We start from the raw sequence: 18249 nt of genomic DNA, 5'->3' as shown, positions 1-18249 counted from the left end.
CCCCTCCTTACATGATGCTTTCTTTAGTAAATTTCTTCATAACGCCGTTAGCAGTGAACAGCAGGATTACACTGACCACAGAGGTGAACATGCTGATTGCTGTACCATAGGAGAATCTAGATATCTGGATACCATATTTAAGCGCATACAAATCCAGCACTTCCGAATAATCGGTAACCAGGTTGTTCTGTAGCTGGAATTGTTTCTCAAAGCCGATTCCGATCAGGTGGCCGATGTTCATAATCAGCAGCACCATAATGGTTGAACGAATACCAGGCAACGTAATATTGAACATCTGTTTGATTCTGCCTGCACCATCCACTTTTGCCGCTTCATACAGCTCTTTATCAATACCTGTAATCGCTGCCAGATAGATGATCGCATTCCAACCGGTTTCTTTCCATATATCAGCTGCGGTTACTACTCCCCAGAAATACTTCCCTTGGGCCATGAACTGGATCGGCTCATCAATGACATTCATCCAGATCAGCAAATCGTTCACGATCCCTCCATCGATGGAGAGTGTTTTGTAGACAATCCCGCCGACAACAACCCAGGATACAAAGTGAGGCAGGTAGGATACCGTCTGTACCGTTCTCTTGAAGACGCTCCCCCGCAGCTCATTGAGCAGGACGGCAAAGAGGATAGGAACCACGAAGCCGACGATCAGCCCGAGTATACTCATTGCCAGTGTGTTTCTCAGTACGAGATAGAACCGCTCATCCTGGAAAAGCTCCTTGAAGTTAGCCAGTCCGACCCACTTCTGTTCGCCAAATGATTTGGCAGGCTTATAATTCTGAAATGCCATCGTCCATCCCCATAAGGGCAGGTAGCTGAAGATAAAAACCCAGATGACGAATGGAAGAGACATGAGATACAAGTACTTTTGCTGCAGTACGCTACTCCAAAATCCGCTTCTTTTCCGCTTCGCAGGTGGGTGGGGGGTTACGCTTTCATTTGCTGTAACACCGTTTTCAGTGAGCGCTTTCACGATCATTATTCCCCCTTCGTTTTTATATTCATATCATACCGTACCAAAATGTAAGCGAATACCCGACATATTTTATCTAAAATCATATACAAATTAGACATTGAACAGCAGCCGGGGAGCTACTGTTTGTAATCGCTGTCATTGGGGATAGAAAAAGATATTTCTGTACCCCTTCCTTCCTCGCTGGCAATCCTAAGCCCATGCTGCTCCCCGTAATACAGCACCAGTCTCTGATGCACATTGCGCATGCCGATCCGACTCCGCTGCTCTTCTTCAGCCTTGGTGATCACTTCCAGAATCTCAGTCAGGCGCTGATTGGACATTCCGACACCGTCATCGCTGACATTGACCTGAATTTCATTCTCCTGCATCGTCACACTGACATACACATGCACAGTGCCTTCTTTATTCTCCAGCCCGTGAACGACGGAATTCTCGACCAGAGGCTGGATAATCAGCGGCGGAATCAGCACCTCTGCTGCTTTGGCATCAAAGTTAATCTCATACATCAGCCGGTCCTCATAACGGAATTTCTGGATCTCCAGGTAAGAGCGGATCATCTCAATTTCTTCCTTGAGCGGAGCCCGTTCCCGCCCGACCTCCAGATTTTTACGCATCAGCTTGCCGAGCAGCCGGACTATATTGGCAATTTCCTTCTCTCCCTTGAGATGGGCGTTCATGCGGATCGACTCCAGGGCATTAAACAGAAAATGCGGATGGATCTGGCTGGCCATCATCTTCAGCTTGATCTCGCGCTGGGCAATCTCCAGTCTGCTGTTCTTCTCGTTGGATTCAATCACCTGGCTGATCAGCTGGTTGATGCTGGATACCATGTAATTGAACTGGCGCGAGAGCTGGCCGATTTCATCCGTACCGTCGATGTGGGATACAATGTTCAGATTGCCGAGGGCCACCTGGTTCAATTGACGGCTGAGCCGCAGCAGGCGGTTCGTCGTAAGCAGGGAGATAATATACACCATCACGAGGGCAACGAGCAGAACCCCGCTGATAATCAGCAGACCGAGCACACTGACCTTATTCGCACCGCTGAGAATGCTCTGGGTTTCAAAGACGGATATAATTTTCAGCTTGCTGATGCTGAGCTCGGGACTCATCTCATCCAGGATCACATAGGAGTCTTCGCCCTTGACCTGAGTCTGGATTACCTTTTCCGTCTGGCTCTCCAGATTGACGCCGATATCAAATGAGGCAAGCGTCGTGCCGACCAGCTGAGGGTTTTTGGCCGCTACAATATATCCCTGCTCGTCTGTAATGATCGTCTCGAACGGCTCCTGGGACAGCATGTTATTCAGCTCATTCTGATTAACCTGAACCATGATGACACCGGTGCTGTTGTATTCAGGGTAAGACACCTGCCGGATCAGGCTCAGCTTGTTAATGCTTCCTTTGGTCGTGCTGAGAAACTCCTCTTTATCATCAATATAGAGCCAGTAGATGCCCTTGGTCTCCATCACCTTCTTGAACCAGGGTCTTTCTTCCGTCTCGGAGGTCAGCGGAGTAATCGCGAGATTGTTCACAAGCGTCGGATTATCGATAAAAAAGCGGATATTGGCGATCTCCCGGTACTGCAGCATATATTCCTTAAAATCGGTATAGTCCATGTAGGCTTTCGTCAGCTCCAGAATGTTCGGGTACTTCGTATTTACCAGCACTTCAAGCGTATCATCAAAAAACAGCAGATTGGAGATATCCGTGGGCACGCGTAGCTTGCTGGACATCTGGCTTTTGATTTTCTCCACGTTATTGCTTGCCTGGTCAATGGCTCTCTCAAGCGCGGCGTTGCGGAAATAGCTGATCAGGATAATTCCGATAATCAGCACCGGAATCATAACCACAACCACGTAAAACATCATCAGCTTATACTTCAGCTTCATATTATTAATCAGGCTCACAAGCTGCTTCATCTTCATCCTCCCCCGGATATGTCAAACAGGCTGCCCCGCTCATCCGCTGCGGATGGGGAACAGCCCGTCTATCATAAACCCGTGCTTCACGTTCGGCAAGCCCGCAGGCGCAGCTTACTGCTCCTTGCGGAAGGCGCTTGGTGAAACACCGACATATTTGCGGAATTTCGCGTTAAAATAATCTGCATTCATATAACCGACCCGTTCAGCCACTTCATACACCTTCATGCCCTGGGCAAGGAACTGCTTCGCCTTCTCGATTCTCACCTTGTCGAGATACGTATTGAAATGCTCACCGATCTGATTCTTGAACATTTTGCCCAGATACGCGCTGTTATAATTAAAAATCTGCGCCAGCATCCCAAGCTTCAGGTTCTCGTTATAGCGGCGCTGTATCAGATCCGTAATCCGCTTGATCTCATCGCCCCGCCCGCCGCTGTTCAGCTGCCCCGCCAGGTGCTCCAGATAATCTGAAACCATCTGGTGAATATCAATCAGATAAAAGCTGTTGTACACCTCGCTCGCCGGCGAGACATTCCCGCTGATCAGAGTGCGCACCTCGGGATTAGCCGCCTCCAGCCGTGCAATGGTGCTGCTGATCATCCGGATCAGATTGTCTTTGATATAGGATTCGTCATGCCGGGCTTCTACCAGCTTGCTGATAATCTGCTTCACCAGCGGCGACAGGATTGCCGTGCTTCCTGTTTCGACCGCCAGAAGCAGTTCCATCTCCTCATCACGCTCGGAATCGCCGGGCTCCCCCTGCTCATCGGCAGGCTCCTTCGCCGCTTCCGCCCAGTGCTCCATGAATCCGCCGGACAAAATCTCTCTGCGCCCGAAAAAAGCCTGCTCCAGCAGCCCTTTGGCCGCTGCGAACGAATCTGCTATTCCCTCTGGACCTGCAGCAGCACCTCCGGATGCGGCGTAGAAGTCCAGCCCCTCCCTGGAGATAACCCGATTTAATTCCTGCCACAGCGCAGTGCGGGCAGCTGTATCCTTCAGCGGCGCCTTTAGCAGCAGACCGGCATAGGGCGGCAGGCTGAAGAACTCGGCCTCCTCCGGCTGCCAGTGCCGCTCCAATTCACTGCGGACACGCTCTTCCTTTCCTTCCGCCGCCCCTTTGCCGGAATTCAGAAGCCTGAGCAGCACAACCTCACTACTGCCCTGCAGCTTAAGCTTGTCAGCCGCTTCCGTGGGACTGATGTCCCCGGGGCCGGGCTGGAGCAGTCCGCGCAGCCAGACCTCACGGCTGTTCTCCTCCACCACATTCTGCAGGACGCTGAGCATCTCCTCCTGGCCGATTGTCACACGCATCTCCCGCAGATAAGAGATCAGCTCGTCTTCATCCACCGGCTTGAGCAGGTACCCGTCAATGCGGTTTGAAATCGCCCGCTTGGCATATTCAAAGTCGGCATAGCCGCTTAGAATCAGCACATGGCATTTCGCGTTCTGCCTGCGCAGCTCTGTAATCAGCTCCAGGCCGTCCATTCCCGGCATCCGGATATCGGCGACAACCAGCTTGGGTGCAAAAGTATTATACTTCTCAAGCGCCTCGAATCCGTTCGCCGCCGTGGCTACAACGGTATAGCCCTCATCCTCCCATGGAATCAGGCTGCGCAGTCCTTCCCTCAGCTTCGGCTCATCGTCCACAATCAGCACTTTTATCATCAGCTCTCAGCCCCCCTATAACACAAATCCGGAAACAAGAGAAACGGCTATGCCGGCCCTTCAGAGAAGGCGGTAACCGTTTCTGCGAGAAATATTAAGGATTATTGATAGCGTAGAACATATAAATTCTTATTGCGGCTAAGCTCCAGCTATTATTGGCGGTATGCCGCCAGCTTGTCGTTAAGACCGCGGGTCTGTCCGTATACTTCCTGGTAAAGAGCAAACAGTCCGTCATAGACTGCTACCTCTTTCTCATTCGGTTTGAATACTTCTGCCGGCCGGATGAACGCTTCGGCGCATTCACCCAGCGATGCGAACCAGCCGCTGCCGTACGCTGCCAGCATGGCCGCGCCCATCGCAGGACCCTGCTCGCTTTCCAGCTTGATAATGGAAGCATTGAAAATATCGGCCTGCATCTGCAGCCAGGCTTCATTCTTCGCACCGCCGCCGATGGCGATGATTTCCGTAATCTCTTTACCCGATTCACGCACGATCTCAATTGACTCGCGCAGCGAGAACGTGATGCCTTCCAGCACCGAACGTGTAAAGTGAGCCAGGGTATGGCCGGAATCCATGCCGATGAAGCTGCCGCGGATGTTGGCATCCGGATGCGGCGTGCGTTCACCGCTGATGTACGGGGTGAACAGCAGACCGCCGCTTCCTGCCGGAACGGAAGGAACGCCGGACAAAAGCTCATCAAAGCTCTTCTCTGCGGCAAAGGTTTCTTTGAACCAGGTGAGACTGTGACCTGCCGCCAGTGTTACGCCCATGATATAGAAGGCATCCTTCTCACTGTGGTTGAAGAAATGAACCTTGCCTTCGAGGTTAAGATCCTTGTTGGTTTCATAGGAAAGCACAACACCGGAAGTGCCGATACTGCACATGGTCCGGCCTTCGCCGAGGATCCCCGCACCCAGCGCGCCGCAGGCATTGTCGGCACCGCCGGCGAATACCTTCGTCGAAGTCAGCAGCCCGGAAGCCTCAGCAATCTCAGGCAGCAGCGTTCCGGTCTGCTCGAACGATTCCACCAGTCTCGGGCACAGGGACAGCGGCAGGGAGAAGGCTTCGGCAATCTCCGGGCTCCACTGCTTCGCACCCACGTCAAGCAGCAGTGTACCGGCTGCATCGGAGTAATCCATCGCATAATCACCGGTCAGCCGGAAGCGCACATAATCCTTAGGCAGCAGGAACTGATGAGCCTGCTCCAGTGCCTCAGGCTCGTTCTCCTGAACCCAGAGAATCTTCGGCAGCGTGAAGCCTTCCAGCGCCTTGTTTCTGGCGATGTCGATCAGCTTCGTTCCGAGCGTCTTCTCAATCTTGCGGCACTGCGCCGTAGTCCGCGTATCATTCCAGAGAATGGCCGGACGCAGCACCTTGCCCTCGCTGTCCACCAGCACCAGCCCGTGCATCTGGCCGGAGAAGCTGAGCCCGTCTACCTGTGACGGATCAACACCCGATGTTTCGATCAGCCTGCGCAGGCTGACCAGCGTTCCCTGCACCCAATCCTCCGGATTCTGCTCGCTCCAGTTTGGCTGCGGCCGGCTAAGCGGATAAGCCTCCGAATGCTCAAAGGCTACCTTTCCCTGCGGATCAACGAGTACCGTCTTTACCGCGCTCGTTCCGAGATCGACACCGATTACATATTTCATAGTTGGCCTCCTAAAAGATATATGAAGCATAATCTTCACTGTTTAATCTTCGCAATATAACTTGCTTCGTAAGCATTCTCTTTGGATATAAATAGCATATCTAATTCATTTGAACAAGAAAAGGGGCTGCCGAAGAATGCTTTCTTCAGCAACCCCCGTTGCGTTAGTTATAGAGGAACCAGCGGCAGAGCCGCTAATCCGGCAGTTCTGCTTACTCTACAGTAAGAATGTACTGGTTCAGAGTAGCTCTCAGCAGCTCTTGACGTCCGGATTGGTTCGGACGCGGATTTTCGTTGTTCAGCGCATAGTCAGCAAGGGAAGCCAGAGTAGCTTTGCCGGATACGATATCAGCGCCTACGCCTTCAGTGAAGCTGCTGTAACGTTTAGCGATGAAGTCATCGAATACGCGGTCTTCGATCAGCTTGGCAGCCACTTTCAGACCTTTGGCATAAACGTCCATACCGGAGATGTGCGCCAGGAACAGATCCTCAGGCTCGAAGGAAGGACGGCGTACCTTGGAGTCGAAGTTGATACCGCCTTTGCCGAGTCCGTCGTTCTTCAGTACTTCATAAAGTGTCAGGGTAGCGTCATAGATGCTTGCAGGGAATTCATCTGTATCCCAGCCCAGCAGCGGATCGCCCTGGTTCGCATCCAGCGATCCCAGCATGCCGTTGATGCGTGCTACACGCAGCTCGTGCTCGAAGGTGTGTCCTGCCAGTGTGGCATGGTTGGCTTCAAGGTTCAGCTTGAAGTGCTTTTCAAGATTGTATTTCTGCAGGAACGCAATGCAGGTTGCAGCGTCAAAGTCATATTGGTGTTTGGTAGGCTCTTTCGGTTTAGGCTCGATCAGGAACTGGCCGTCGAAGCCGATTTCCTTAGCGTAATCTACTGCCATGCTGAACAGGCGGGCAATGTTGTCCTGCTCAAGAGACATATCTGTGTTCAGCAGGGTTTCGTAGCCTTCACGGCCGCCCCAGAATACATAGTTGTCAGCGCCCAGACGTTTACCAACTTCCAGACCCTTCTTCACTTGTGCAGCTGCGTGTGCGAACACATCAGCATTGCAGGTGGAGCCTGCACCGTGCATGAAGCGCGGGTTGGTGAACATGTTGGCTGTGTTCCACAGCAGTTTTTTGCCGGAAGCCTTCATGCCCTGTTCAAGGATGTCCACGATGGTGTCGATGTTGCTGTAGAACTCACGCAGGGATGCGCCTTCCGGAGCGATGTCTACGTCGTGGAAGCAGTAGTATTGCAGGTCCATCTTTTCCATGAATTCGAAAGCGGCTTCTGCACGTGCCTTAGCCTTGTCCAGTGTGCTCAGCTTATCCCAGGAACGGACTGCTGTTTCAGCGCCGAACGGATCGGAACCGCCTGCTGTTAATGTATGCCAGTATGCCATTGCAAATTTCAGATGCTCTTCCATCGTTTTGCCGGCTACGATTTCTTTCGGATTGTAGAATTTGAATGCGTAAGGGTTAGTGGAACGGCTGCCCTCATAAGAGATCTTGCCTACTGTTTCGAAATAAGCCATTAGTAAAATCCTCCTCTATTTTGCTTCGCCCGCAAGCGTTTACAGCATCATCTTAACACATCTTTTTGACTTTGTATATTGGTTAAACAAAGTTTTAAAAACTTTTTTTTCACTGCGGAGCCTGACCATAAAGTACCCGCCTGCGGCTGCACGTATGCGTAAGCCTGCTGTACTTATCTGCAGCTTTTTTTCCGGGATGCCGCTGCAAAGCCTGTTGCTTTTTAACAGACATCGCACTAGACTAAAGGTCATATGTTAATGAGAACGTTGTCAAAAAAGGAAGTGTACTGCGTGAAGGTTACTGCCGACCAGGCACTGGTCAAAAAGATCAATAAATCGCTTATTCTACATACAATCCGCATGCACGCCCCCGTCTCGCGGGCCCGGGTGTCCGAGATGACCGGCCTTAATAAAGCCACCGTCTCCAATCTGGTTGCCGAGCTGTGTACCCAGGAGCTGGTTACCGAAGCCGGGCCCGGGGAGTCGAGCGGCGGGCGCAAGCCGCTGATCCTGCATTTTAATGCCACGGCAGGCAGCGTCATCGGCATTGAGCTGCGGGTGAAGCAGCTTACCGCCGTGCTGTGCGATCTGGATGGAGGAGTTCTGCAGGAGGTGGACTGCCCGCTGGCTGCACATGATTTCCCTTATGTGCTGGAGCAGATGAAGAGCATCATCAGCGGACTAATCGCCCAGGCTCCACCTTCCCACTATGGCATTGTAGGGATCGGCGTAGGGGTTCCGGGCATGGTCGATGACGGAATTGTGCTGTTCGCCCCCAACCTTGGCTGGGAAATGGTCGATCTGCGGGGCATGCTGGAGAGCAGCTTCGCGGTGCCTGTTACCATTGACAATGAAGCAAATGCCGGTGCGCAGGGCGAGCTGAATTTCGGTGCGGCGCGCGATGTGCGGCACCTTCTGTACATCAGTGCCGGATCAGGGATCGGCTCGGGGATTATTATCGGCGGAGAGCTGTACAAGGGCGCGCGCGGCTATGCCGGAGAGACCGGCCACATGACGATTGAAGCCCAGGGCAAGCCCTGCAGCTGCGGCAGCCGCGGATGCTGGGAGCTGTATGCCTCGGAGAAAACGTATGACAATCCGGGCCTCTCCCTGCCTGCACGCACAACGGGCGAGCTTGTCCGTCACGCCATATCCGGGCAGCCGGATGTTCTGCAGCACTTCGCCTCGATCGGGGAATATCTGGGGATCGGCGTAACCAATCTGATCAACAGCTTCAATCCGGAGCTGATTGTTATCGGCGGAGCGTTATCGGAGGCTGAGCCCTGGCTGGGCGGGCCGCTGCGCCGGGTCGTAGCCGAGCGCACGCTCCCCTACCACAAGCAGCAGCTGGAGATTACCTTCTCCCGCCTGGGCAGCCGCGGAACCGTAATCGGCGCCGGATTCTCGGCCGTCATGCATTTTCTCGGCAATATCCGGGTAACCCTATAAATAAATTGACGTAAAATTGCCGCAATTAGGGCAGCTTGGGTGCAGCAAAAACAGCAGGAATGTTTTATAATTAAACTCATATAAGTGTGATATATGTCACACTGGTTTTTCCCTGAACGGAGAGTGAGTTTATGACCTATGTTGATACATCTGACATTTCGGCGCAGATGTTCATCACTGTGCTGCTGCTTTTACTCATTATCGCTCCTTTGGTCAGCCTCGGTGTACTGCGCCTGTTTCAATCAAAGAAAAAGTCAGGCATCATGCTGATTATCAGCGGTGCCGCTGTCTATGGTGTTTTTCAGGTTGTCATGTCTATCACCCACATGTTTACTTAACGTATATTACCGGATGGATGTTCATGCGGGTCCAAGAGAAAAGGCCATACCGCCCCGGAAGGGACGGCATGGCCTTTTAAAATATTGAATCTAGAGGAGACACAGAAACAATGATTATCGCTGCGGTTCTTTTTGATTTGGACGGAACATTGCTGGACCGGGATTCATCACTATCTATATTTGTAAGAGATCAATATAATCGTTACCCGGAGCTTCAAACCGTTGCCGAAGAAATCTTTGTTCAACGTTTTATTGAACTTGATAATCATGGTTACGTATGGAAGGATAAAGTATATCAACAGCTTCTACATGAGTTTTCCATTCAAAATATGGACTGGGCATTACTTTTAAATGACTACATAAAGAACTTTCATAAGCATTGTACAGGTTTTCCGAACCTGCTAAAGATGCTTACCGCGTTAAAGGAACAAGACATAAAGTTAGCCTTGGTATCAAACGGTTTTGGCCAATTCCAATATGATAACTTCAAGGCCTTACATATCGAACATCTATTTGACGAGGTACTAATATCTGAGTGGGAAGGACTGCGGAAGCCTGATAAAGCTATTTTCAATCGTGCATTGGCTAAACTTGGAGTAACCGCCGATAAGGCTCTCTTTGTTGGAGATCACCCGGAAAACGATATACGGGCAAGCCGTGACGCTGGAATGAAGGCGGTCTGGAAACGAAATGGACCGGTTGATGCTATTACTGATGCTGATGCTATAGTGGATGATTTAGAAGAATTGATAAATATAATTCAGCACTACACAACCCAATCACCTTGATAATCTGATAAAGCCAGACTTTGCAGTTAAAAGAGCTCACATTCTGCTCTGCGCCAGTGCATTTACGGACAATACGCAGGCAAAGCGTTCGACTCCGGGGTATTTTTCACCCAGGCTGGTAACGGCAAAGCCCGTGCTTCTGTAGAATCCGGCAGCCTCATGATCCGTCTCCGCCGTAACCGTCTCGATCCCGGCTGCCCGGCTGACCTCGGCAATCATTCCCCGCCCGATTCCTTTGCCCTGCCATTCCGGCTTCACGGCAATATGCCTAATTTCTACCGTATGCTCATTATGCCGCTGCAGCCCTGTAATTCCGCTCAGCTCCCCATTTATAAAACAGCCGAACAGCTCCCTCGAATCACCGGTAAAATACCGGTTCATCTCCTGCTCCGCAGCCTCTTTCCCATCAGCCATACACAGGGCAAGCAGCTCCATCACCGCGTCCTGGTTCCAATAATCCCTTAAGCATATTAACAAGACACACAGCCCCCCCTTTGAAGTTGAATCACGAAGCGAAAGCAAAGACCGCCCCCGTTAAGGAAGCGGCCGGTACATATTCTATAATGAACAACGGTTGCTTATACAGTTGCCAGTGCTTTTGCGAATTGGGTTTTATTCATGCCTACGATTTTGAAATCGCCGATTACCGTTACAGGTACTGCTCTCATTCCCATATCCCATACCTGCTGGGCAAAGTCATCGTTCTGCTCGATGTTGCGCTCCTCGTAGGGTACGCCTTTTTCACTCAGGAAGCTTTTGACCTGACGGCAGTGCGGACAATTGGTGGATGTATACACAATTACATTTTCCATCGGATGTTCCCTCCTAAAGGTTTGGTATTACAGAATAACAGCGCTGTGCTCCAGGCTTTCAATATATTTCTCGGCATCCATTGCTGCCATACATCCGCTGCCTGCTGCAGTAATCGCCTGTCTGTAACGGGTATCCTGCACGTCGCCGCAAGCGAAGACCCCCGGAATGTTCGTCTCGGAAGTACCCGGATTGGTTACGATATATCCGTTAGCATCGGTTGTGATCTGTCCGCCCAGGAAAGAAGTGTTCGGATGATGCCCGATGGCTACGAATACACCGCTTGCTTCAATCAGTTCTTCTTGACCGGTTATATTGTTCAGCACCTTAAGTCCGGTTACGCCTTTATCACCGGCTACTACTTCCAGCGGAGTGCGGTTGAGGCCCCAGGTTACTTTATTGTTGTCGCGTACACGCTCCTGCATAATCTTGGAGCCGCGCAGTTCTTCACGGCGGTGTACCAGGGTGACCTTGGATGCAAAACGGGTCAGGAAGCCCGCTTCCTCAAGTGCGGAATCTCCGCCGCCGACAACGACAATCTCTTTACCGCGGAAAAAGAATCCGTCACAGGTAGCGCATGTGCTGACCCCGCGGCCGATATTGTCCTGCTCACCCGGAATGCCGAGGTACTTGGCTGTTGCACCGGTGGAGATGATCAGGGTATCCGTTACCAGCTCACCCATTCCTTCTACATGCAGCTTGAACGGGCGGTCACCCAGCTCCACGCTGTTCACCCAGCCGGTAATAAACTTCGCACCGAAGCGCTCAGCCTGCTGACGCATATTGTCCATAAGTTCCGGTCCCATAATCCCTTCAGGGAATCCCGGAAAATTCTCAATTTCAGTTGTGGTGGTAAGCTGTCCACCCGGCTGCGGGCCTTCAATAACCAGCGGGTTAAGGTTGGCACGGGCCAGATAAATAGCAGCAGTCAGTCCGGCCGGTCCGGTACCAACAATAATGGATTTGTACATAATGATATCCTCCTTGAGATGGACGGCTGAGCGCCGGATCTGCAATTCCTTAATTAAAATAATTATAATGTAGTATTTATTATGATCATCTCAAGGGAATATGTCAATATGCCAGACTCGTGCGAATGGACCTTTTTTGTGAACAATTCAATTTTAAACAATTAATTTTCCTGAAGCAGGATTGTTACCCTTATTATATAGATTGAACTAATGATTTTTATGTTCGGATCGGCCCATTCTCCGGACTATATCCGCTGTTCGCAGCTCATTATCTTAACAGCCTCAGCCCGTTCAGTATGACCAGGATGGTACTGCCTTCATGGCCGACTACGCCGAACGGAAGGGCAATCCCCTGCAAAAAGTTGCTCAGCATCAGTGTAACAATCACTGTCACCGCAAAAATCATATTCTGCTTCACAATCCGCTGCGTTCTGCGGGCCAGCTCAATGGTCGAGGCAATCTCTTCGATATTGTCATTCATCAATACAACATCGGCAATTTCCAGTGCAGCGCCGCTGCCTTTCATTCCCATGCCGATGCCTACTGTAGCTGTTGCGAGTGCAGGAGCATCATTCACGCCGTCGCCGACCATCACGACCTGCCCGTATTGCCCGCGCAGCTCCTTGATCCGGGTAACCTTATCCTCCGGCAAAAGATCGGCAAATACCAGATCCACTCCAGTCTTGCCGGCCATCACACCTGCCGCGGCCTTCCGGTCTCCTGTCAGCATAGCCACTTTGACTCCCAGCCTCTGCAGTTTCTGCACAGCGGCTGCCGCCTGCGGACGTACCGTATCCTGCAAAGCGATCATCCCGGCGATCCGCTCTTCCTCCAGGATCAGCGAAACGGTTTTGCCTACACTCTCCAGCTGCTCCCGGACAGCTGTCCACTGTGCATAACCGGCAGCCTCCGCCGGTGCCTGCTCATCGAGGATATCCGATCTGCCGATTCTCCACAGCCTGCCGTCAATGCGCCCTTCAATTCCCCAGCCGGTCACGGACTTGTTCTCTTCCGTGCTGTACAGCTCCACCTGCTCCTCTTCGGCCAGCCGGACAACGGCTTCTGCCAGCGGATGACTGGACAGCTTTTCAATGGAAGCACTGACGGCCAGCAGCTCCTTACGGCTGTAGCCTTCTCCGGCAATCAGATCAGTGACCTGCGGCACCCCCTTAGTCAGCGTCCCCGTCTTGTCAAAAGCGACCACCTTCACCTTTGCCATATTCTCCAGATGGACGCCGCCTTTGAACAAAATGCCTTTGCGTGCGCTTTTGGAGATGGCCGACAGCATGGCGGGCATGATCGATGAAACGAGGGCGCACGGAGATGCGACCACCAGGAACACCATCGCTTTATAGAAGGTGTTGCTCCAGCTCCAGTCCAGCACAAACGGCGGCAGGATAATCAGCGCTGCAGTAGCGATAACAACAACCCGGGCATAAACAGACTCCAGGCGTTTAATGAAGCGCTGCGAATCGGGCACTTCCGTCTCTGCTTCCTCGACCATCCGGATGATCTTGGCAAAAAGCGTATCCTCAGCAGCAGTCGTAACCTCGATGTACAGCGGACCTTCTCCATTGACTGTCCCCGCAAATACTTCATTGCCGGCCGCCTTCTCGACCGGCAGCGATTCGCCGGTGATGGAGGCCTGATTAACGGAAGACTCCCCGCGGCACACCTTGCCGTCCGCCGGAATCAGCTCACCCGGACGGACCAGCAGCAGATCGCCTACCGCCAGCTGGTCAATCGGCACCTCACTCATCGCTCCCTGCTCAATGCGGATCGCCGTTGCCGGCTTCAGTGCCATCAGCGCGGAAATATCCTTTTTGCTGCGTTCCATTGTGTAGCTCTCCAGCGCTCCGCTCATGGCAAAAATAAAGATCAGCATCGCACCTTCATTCCAGTAGCCAATCGCTGCCGCCCCCAGTGCAGCGGCAATCATCAGCAGATTGACGTCGAGGTCACGCTCTTTGACCAGCGTCTCTACACCTTCCTTGGCCTTGATCCAGCCGCCTACTGTATATGAAATTACATAGAGTATTACGGATAGTACTTCTGACCAGCCGCTGGCTGCCCAGGCTATAAGCATCAGCAGCCCGCTGCCTAGCGCAGCCTGCATTTCCGGATTACTGAGCATAGCTACCGGGTCAAACCGCCGCGGCTTAGGCGCCCGGGGCTGCTGACCGGTACCCTCGCGGGCTGTTGATTTAGGGAGTTGTTTGGATGTTGCTTGCATAGTTAATCACCTTCCTGAATGTATTTGGGGATGAACCCCGGGGTGTGGCCGGCAGCTTGCCGGCTGCTAACTGGTTAAGTGCCTGTTCAGCCTTACTGAGAATGAGAGCCATTATTACAGCCCCTAAAATGACACATGCTGCCCCGGCTCAGCCGGGACAGCATGGTAAATGAGAATGATAATCATTGTTGTGCTATTGCAAATATATTTCCTCAGTGCAACTTATACCTATACTATACCACTTTATGCGTGAAAGTAAACCTGTGGTTAGCCTGAATTCCTGAATGAATGTGTCAGATTTACGGATTTCCATAATCAGGGGCTCTATTTAACCTTGTATAAGCCCTCTCATAACCGGTTATTCCCCGGTTGATCGGTGATTAGCTGAATGTAAGTAAAGAGCAGGCAAACCAGAGAGAATATAAGAACCCTTTAATTGAAAAATTGACTAGACTAGTGCTGCCCCTGCAGCTAAGTGGATTTTTGCCAACTAATTCTATTGTTACTCGACATTTCAGGTCATTAGGTGGAAAAATAACACTTATTTTTGACTGTAAGCTCCATTTGTAGTAAAAACCGTAGAATTAATTGACGTTTTTCCACCTAATCGCATCTCTTTTTGTATATTGCCCTGAAATAGATGGAGTTTTTCCAATTAGTTAGATTAGCGAGCCCCTGCAGATTGGTTGCCGAACAAGAAATACGACATAGTCGCATTCCTTTCACTCCTATTCCGGCTTCCCGGCGGCTTCAGCTCATTTGCTGTATTCCTAACAATAAAAAAAAGCGGCATCCCGCTTTTAAGCAGGATACCGCCAAGATAAGTGTATGAATTGTTGAAGTGCATATATTACCTACCGGCAGACCTCAGGAGCTGCAAGCCTACAGCCATCCTTCGGCGGCTGTGTCGGTGTTGTCCTGCCGGGCCATCCAGGTCAGGCAGGCCGCCCGCAGCAGCGCCTCCGTCCGCTGGCCGGCGCTGCAAAAGATCCCGCTCATGCCGATCCGGTACAGATCGGCAAGCGCTCCCGCCGCCGGCGCCCCGGCGGCGAGCACCACAGCCGCCGGCTTCACGCGCCGCACGGCGGCAAGCGCGGCTTCCGCCGCCAGGACGAAGTCCGCGGCGGCGGGCTCCTCCGGCGCGGCAGGCTCCGCCGCGCCGTCCAGCACCAGGAAATCGGCGATGCGCGCGATTTCCCCCGCGGCGGCGGGCGGCATACCGGGGGCGATACGCGCCCCGATGCTGCACGCCGCCGCGTAAGCGTGGCCGAGGGTCTGCTCGGCCACGTCCTCGATGAATTCGCGCTGCACCGCGAATTCAGCACTGCTGGCGGGGTACGGCGCCAGCAGATCGATGCGGCTGTCGCTGCCCAGCCGCTGGTTCGCCGCCACGGCGGCGAATAAGGCTTCGAGCTGCACGTCCTGCAGCTCCTTCAGCTTGCCGGGCCGGACTGCCAGCTCCGGCGTGTGCAGCAATGTGACAGCGGCCCAGATGCTGTCCGCCGATTCCAGCAGGGCAGCGGAAGCAGCCCGCAGCCGGTAATAAATGCGCTGCAGGGTACGCTCGGCCTGAAGCGCATCCTCGCTATACAGCCAGCATTCATATAATCCGGCCAGCTCCGGCGTTTGAAGCCATTCTTCACTCCGGATCAGGCATGGACCAGCCGGGAAGGCACCGGATTCATCCCGCAGCAAAGGCCGGTCTCCTTGCCCCTCACGCAATACCAGGAAGGCAGGGCGCTCTCCGGTCCGCCTCAGATAGGCACGGCCGGACGGTTCTGCCCCCTTAGCCCCCTTTTCTGCGGTGATAAACTCCGCGGCAGCGGAAGCTACAGATGCAGCCTGGCTCATCTCCACTCCTAGCGCCCGGTCAGCAGCACTATACTTGAACGGGCGCTCTCCATTATCGCGATTGTGATCCTGCTGTCGTTCACCCTTCATCTCCGCACCCACCTTTTTTGGCTTTGGATTGCTGCCGGATGTGTCCTGCAGATCCGTGCTGTTTCCGGCATTTAACATTTCTACATCTTATAAATACTGAAGCAGCCCCGGAAATATGCAAGCGGTCTCAATTAACAGGCATACAACAGCAAGTCACCCCGGAGCAAAATGATAATCAGCGAGTATAAGGGTGCTCTGAATGCACTGCCAACACCAGGCTCCGTACAGCCAGACACAACAAAATAGGCCAACCAGTAGTTTCTGGTTGACCTAATAATACGAAAAAAAGTCTCTGCCGCGCTCCCTTCATTCAGCTCAAATCTTTAGGCTGAACAAAGACGGGCACGGTAGAGACCCTTTGTAGTAGCGCAAATTGATTTTGTCTTACTGCTGGCTTGCAGCGATTGCCTGCTCCAGATCATGCAGGATATCATCGATTGCTTCCGTACCGATCGACAGGCGCAGAAGCTCTGGCTTAACGCCTGCAGCTGTCTGCTCTTCAGCGGACAACTGCTGGTGGGTAGTGCTTGCAGGATGAATGATCAGCGACTTCGAATCGCCGACATTAGCCAGGTGGGAGAACAGCTTCACATTCTCTATCAGCTTGACACCCGCAGCAGTGCCGCCTTTAATACCAAAGGTGAGGATGGCCCCCTGGCCCTTAGGCAGATATTTCTGCGCAAGCGCGTAGGAAGGATGGCTTGGCAGACCGGCATAGCTGACCCACTCTACATCTTTATGGTTTTCCAGGAACTGCGCCACTTGGAGTGCATTCTGGCTGTGGCGTTCCAGTCTCAGATGCAGCGTTTCAAGCCCCTGCAGCAGCAGCCAGGAGTTAAACGGTGAAATCGCGGCTCCCAGATCACGCAGCAGCTGGACGCGTGCTTTGATAATATAAGCAATCGGTCCTACCGCTTCCGTGTACACGACCCCGTGATAGCTCGGGTCCGGTTCGGTCAGGCCCGGGAATTTGCCGCTTGCCTTCCAGTCAAATTTACCGCCGTCAACGATAATGCCGCCGATTGAAGTACCGTGTCCGCCGATAAATTTGGTAGCCGAATGAACCACGATATCTGCCCCGTGCTCAATCGGACGCAGCAGGTACGGGCTCGGGAATGTATTGTCAACAATCAGCGGAATGCCATGCTCATGGGCAATTGCTGCAACAGCTTCAATGTCCAGCACATTCCCCTGCGGATTACCAATAGTCTCGGCATAAAGCGCCTTGGTCTTATCCGTAATGGCAGCGCGGAAGTTTTCCGGGTTATCGGAATCCACGAACTTGACCTTAATTCCCAGCTTAGGCAGAGTGGTTGAGAAGAGATTATACGTTCCGCCATACAGGCTCGCTGAGGATACAACCTCATCGCCCGCACCGGCAATATTCAAAATCGAGAAGGAAATAGCCGCCTGTCCGGAAGCCGTCGCGAGCGCGCCTGCCCCGCCTTCAAGCGCAGCAATCCGCTGCTCGAACACATCAGTAGTCGGATTCATCAGACGCGTATAAATATTGCCGAATTCTTTCAGAGCAAACAGGTTGGCAGCATGCTCGGCATCCCGGAAACCATAGGAAGTGGTCTGATAAAGCGGTACTGCACGCGATAGTGTAGTGGGATCAATCTCCTGGCCGGCATGAACAGCCAAAGTTTCGAACGACAGCTTACGGTCTTCTGACATTTGTATTTCCTCCCCTGTTATCATTGGTGGCAAACATTAACAATTAAGAATTGTAACTATTCTCTCACAAATGATGTTATTTGGGAAGCAAAAATTCCCATTAATCCGGTGTGTTTTATTATATTTATAAAATATCCACTCTAACCGTACTCTTCCTTCCAGATTAGCCTAAATCAGCACGAAAGTACACGCTTACATTTTATTATTGAACCATTTCACCTACTGACAATCACCATAACTGCAGTTTGTACAACAAATTAAGCTATGTTTCTTCTTGC

At 52.3% G+C, this 18249-nt stretch carries 14 protein-coding genes; 3 read left to right on the top strand and 11 right to left on the bottom strand.

Translation table 11 applies throughout. From position 1 onward, the window contains the following. Nucleotides 1-7: 7 nt before the first annotated feature. The 5 genes from AWJ19_RS32135 to xylA form a co-directional block, all read right to left on the bottom strand. The gene (locus tag AWJ19_RS32135; RefSeq protein ID WP_082708238.1) at nucleotides 8-997 is read right to left on the bottom strand and encodes an ABC transporter permease subunit; all 990 of its coding nucleotides are present in this window, start codon (nucleotides 995-997) and stop codon (nucleotides 8-10) included. A gap of 113 nt (nucleotides 998-1110) precedes the next feature. Then, the gene (locus tag AWJ19_RS32130) at nucleotides 1111-2922 is read right to left on the bottom strand and encodes a sensor histidine kinase (protein WP_068729729.1); all 1812 of its coding nucleotides are present in this window, start codon (nucleotides 2920-2922) and stop codon (nucleotides 1111-1113) included. Nucleotides 2923-3030: 108 nt separating this feature from the next. Continuing rightward, nucleotides 3031-4584: a response regulator transcription factor gene (locus AWJ19_RS32125; RefSeq protein WP_068729727.1), complete on the bottom strand. Its 1554-nt coding sequence runs from the start codon at nucleotides 4582-4584 to the stop codon at nucleotides 3031-3033. A 152-nt stretch (nucleotides 4585-4736) separates the two neighbouring features. Then, the gene (xylB, locus tag AWJ19_RS32120; protein WP_068729725.1) at nucleotides 4737-6233 is read right to left on the bottom strand and encodes a xylulokinase; all 1497 of its coding nucleotides are present in this window, start codon (nucleotides 6231-6233) and stop codon (nucleotides 4737-4739) included. A 211-nt stretch (nucleotides 6234-6444) separates the two neighbouring features. Then, complete coding sequence (gene xylA, locus AWJ19_RS32115; protein ID WP_068729723.1) at nucleotides 6445-7764, bottom strand: xylose isomerase; 1320 nt, start codon at nucleotides 7762-7764, stop codon at nucleotides 6445-6447. Between the two features lie 291 nt (nucleotides 7765-8055). Between xylA and AWJ19_RS32110 the strand changes: the two genes are divergently transcribed. From AWJ19_RS32110 to AWJ19_RS32100, 3 genes are all read left to right on the top strand, one after another. Beyond that, nucleotides 8056-9213, top strand: coding sequence for an ROK family transcriptional regulator (locus AWJ19_RS32110; RefSeq protein ID WP_198536684.1), 1158 nt, complete (start codon nucleotides 8056-8058; stop codon nucleotides 9211-9213). 131 nt (nucleotides 9214-9344) lie between these two features. Further along, on the top strand, nucleotides 9345-9551 hold the full coding sequence (locus AWJ19_RS32105) for a hypothetical protein (protein ID WP_042180881.1): 207 nt from the start codon (nucleotides 9345-9347) through the stop codon (nucleotides 9549-9551). A 110-nt stretch (nucleotides 9552-9661) separates the two neighbouring features. Next, complete coding sequence (locus AWJ19_RS32100; RefSeq protein WP_068729719.1) at nucleotides 9662-10339, top strand: HAD family hydrolase; 678 nt, start codon at nucleotides 9662-9664, stop codon at nucleotides 10337-10339. Nucleotides 10340-10375: 36 nt separating this feature from the next. On the opposite strand, the gene AWJ19_RS32095 is transcribed toward AWJ19_RS32100, so the two are convergent. The 6 genes from AWJ19_RS32095 to AWJ19_RS32070 all read right to left on the bottom strand — a co-directional run bounded on the left by AWJ19_RS32095 (nucleotide 10376) and on the right by AWJ19_RS32070 (nucleotide 17971). Continuing rightward, nucleotides 10376-10816, bottom strand: coding sequence for a GNAT family N-acetyltransferase (locus AWJ19_RS32095; protein WP_068729717.1), 441 nt, complete (start codon nucleotides 10814-10816; stop codon nucleotides 10376-10378). Nucleotides 10817-10917: 101 nt separating this feature from the next. Continuing rightward, nucleotides 10918-11151: a glutaredoxin family protein gene (locus AWJ19_RS32090; RefSeq protein ID WP_068729715.1), complete on the bottom strand. Its 234-nt coding sequence runs from the start codon at nucleotides 11149-11151 to the stop codon at nucleotides 10918-10920. 27 nt (nucleotides 11152-11178) lie between these two features. Further along, entirely contained in the window at nucleotides 11179-12120 is a 942-nt protein-coding gene (gene trxB / locus AWJ19_RS32085; RefSeq protein ID WP_068729713.1) for a thioredoxin-disulfide reductase, read from the bottom strand. A gap of 268 nt (nucleotides 12121-12388) precedes the next feature. Beyond that, nucleotides 12389-14353 carry a heavy metal translocating P-type ATPase gene (locus AWJ19_RS32080; protein WP_068729711.1) on the bottom strand — a complete coding sequence of 655 codons (1965 nt, stop codon included), beginning with the start codon at nucleotides 14351-14353 and terminating at the stop codon, nucleotides 12389-12391. 882 nt (nucleotides 14354-15235) lie between these two features. Beyond that, entirely contained in the window at nucleotides 15236-16048 is an 813-nt protein-coding gene (locus tag AWJ19_RS32075; protein WP_128083749.1) for a hypothetical protein, read from the bottom strand. A 630-nt stretch (nucleotides 16049-16678) separates the two neighbouring features. Next, nucleotides 16679-17971 (bottom strand): homocysteine synthase, encoded by a 1293-nt coding sequence (locus AWJ19_RS32070; protein ID WP_068729707.1) that lies wholly within the window; start codon nucleotides 17969-17971, stop codon nucleotides 16679-16681. Nucleotides 17972-18249: the final 278 nt, after the last annotated feature.

It is taken from the genome of Paenibacillus sp. DMB5 (genome assembly GCF_001517085.1).
Classification (GTDB): Bacteria; Bacillota; Bacilli; order Paenibacillales; family Paenibacillaceae; genus Paenibacillus_AQ.
Note: the sequence above shows the minus strand (reverse complement) of the source record. Positions and strands in the feature narration are given on the sequence as shown.